At 51.5% G+C, this 1,818-nt stretch carries 2 protein-coding genes and 1 pseudogene; all 3 read right to left on the bottom strand.

Annotation, left to right across the window (positions count from 1 at the left end):
* Nucleotides 1-251: 251 nt before the first annotated feature.
* The gene (locus H7U20_RS29410) at nt 252-698 is read right to left on the bottom strand and encodes a hypothetical protein (protein WP_199762692.1); all 447 of its coding nucleotides are present in this window, start codon (nt 696-698) and stop codon (nt 252-254) included.
* A pseudogene (locus tag H7U20_RS31055) lies at nt 695-922 on the bottom strand (EndoU domain-containing protein); the annotation flags it as partial. The pseudogene H7U20_RS31055 and the gene H7U20_RS29410, both read right to left, overlap by 4 nt.
* Before the next feature lie 107 nt (nt 923-1,029).
* Nucleotides 1,030-1,425: a hypothetical protein gene (locus H7U20_RS29420; protein WP_199762693.1), complete on the bottom strand. Its 396-nt coding sequence runs from the start codon at nt 1,423-1,425 to the stop codon at nt 1,030-1,032.
* Nucleotides 1,426-1,818: the final 393 nt, after the last annotated feature.

Below are 1,818 nucleotides of genomic sequence, written 5' to 3' on the forward strand. Positions count from 1 at the left end.
CTGCTGAATAGTGTTTCACTGCCCGTCTTTACTCCGCCCCCTGTACGATTACGAGAAATCAGATGACGCGACAACTATCCTGACACAGGGGGAAAGCGGCACTGAACCGCTTCGCCAGTCAGTTTGACGATCGGCTGCCGCAGGCTTAAACGAAAAACCGTTTACACAGAATCTAGAACACCCTCGTTTGTCGGCACTCGTGCCGGCACCAGACAAGCCGCTGACCATGCGCACCCAATCAACAAGCAGAGTTAATCGGAACTCGACCCAATAACGATGGTTGCCTTTTCGTCGCTCTGAAACAAGAACGCAAAATCCCAAAAAACAGGGTATGCCGGATGCCCATCCTGAAGCCAGAACCTCTCGATCTTTCCCGAGTCGGCTACCAACTGCGTAAGATCGCCCCTTAGTTCAGCGATCAACTTTTTGAACATCTCAGATCGCAGTACTGCATCAGCGGGTCCCGCTCCATCACCACCTGCGTAGCACAGGGACTCCTCGACCTCGGGGAAAACTGCTTCTGCTTGAACTTCCTCCTTGCTACCAATTACGGCGTTAGCTCCGAACGCCTCATGAATAAGGGCCTGAGCGTCCATGGCCCCCGTGAATGGCATCTCATAAAACTGAAGGAATACTGTGTAGTTGACAGCATTCTCATTCAACTGAGCCGCGATCAGATCTAAAAGTTCCTGTTTCATGGATTCCTCAAAGTGTTAGTTGGGAAGCCGGTTACGATTCGACCACCACGGCTACCAGGTTCAACGATCACGGTGATATCAACACCGTCGCGAGTGCCTTGAACTTTGATTCTCCCGCCCTGCTGTGGCGTCCTGATTGAGCTCGGATCCGTGGCGACATCAGAGACCTCACCCTTGATCTTGTCATCAGTCCAGTTAGATGGGAATTCACTTTTCCCCGGTTTACCCGTACCAGCTCGGTGGCCGCCACCTTGCCAAGACCGTCGCCGTCAAGGATGTGTCTCACCCTTTTCATCAAGGAGGCTCGGCTTGTCTCCGCTGTTTGTACCATCTATTCGAAGGAAATACCCTCCACCGTTAGATAGTTCACTAGCTCATTTTTTTCAAAAGACCCATCCCATGCAGCCTGGCCACGAAGCTGCGGTATTGCCACCTTATGAAGAAGTTCATGGAACCTGTGGCGCAATACGTCGGAACGAATATCGTGGGGATGTACTTTCAGCATTTTTCTCGATACATCATCGACGACGGAAAACAAAATCCAATCGAGCTGAGCCAGCAGCATACTTCCGCAGTCCACAGATATAGGTTCAATAGTCGACTCGTAGAAGATTGCGATAGATGACGACTTCTTCGGGTCTGCAAAGTCGTCATGCGAGCCAACGATTTCCTTCGGCCACCAGCTCAATACCTGGATCAGCAGTTCATCAAAATTCATCATATTCATCACTTACCTCGCACAACGCCATTATTCCAAACGCTTTCACGATTCTGACCTTTCTCCCAGTCCTTTTGGCCCGGCCATCTCTTCCATTGCTCTCCGCCATGAGCATTCTGGCCGCCTTTATCTTTCTCCCAAACACTACCGTCGTCGTTATCAATCCTTGTGCCGCCAGGGCCACGCCTGAATCGGTCCGGTTCTTGTGTGGGAGTTACATAATCCGGCTCTTTGCTATCCGATGGCTTCGACTCGGCACCTTTGTCTGTACCATTCTCCGACTGCGCATCCTCGGCGTCCTTACGCAAAGCCCCCTGTGTCAGGATAGTTGTCGCGTCATCTGATTTCTCGTAATCGTACAGGGGGCGGAGCAAAGACGGGCAGTGAAACACTATTCAGCAG

This window comes from Rugamonas violacea (assembly GCF_016461825.1).
In the GTDB taxonomy this organism is placed as follows: Bacteria; Pseudomonadota; Gammaproteobacteria; order Burkholderiales; family Burkholderiaceae_D; genus Rugamonas.

What these genes read in the sequence shown, in the direction of transcription:
- H7U20_RS29410 (WP_199762692.1), bottom strand. Translation starts at nt 698, where the DNA reads ATGAAACAGGAACTTTTAGATCTGATCGCGGCTCAGTTGAATGAGAAT.
- H7U20_RS29420 (WP_199762693.1), bottom strand. Translation starts at nt 1,425, where the DNA reads ATGAATATGATGAATTTTGATGAACTGCTGATCCAGGTATTGAGCTGG.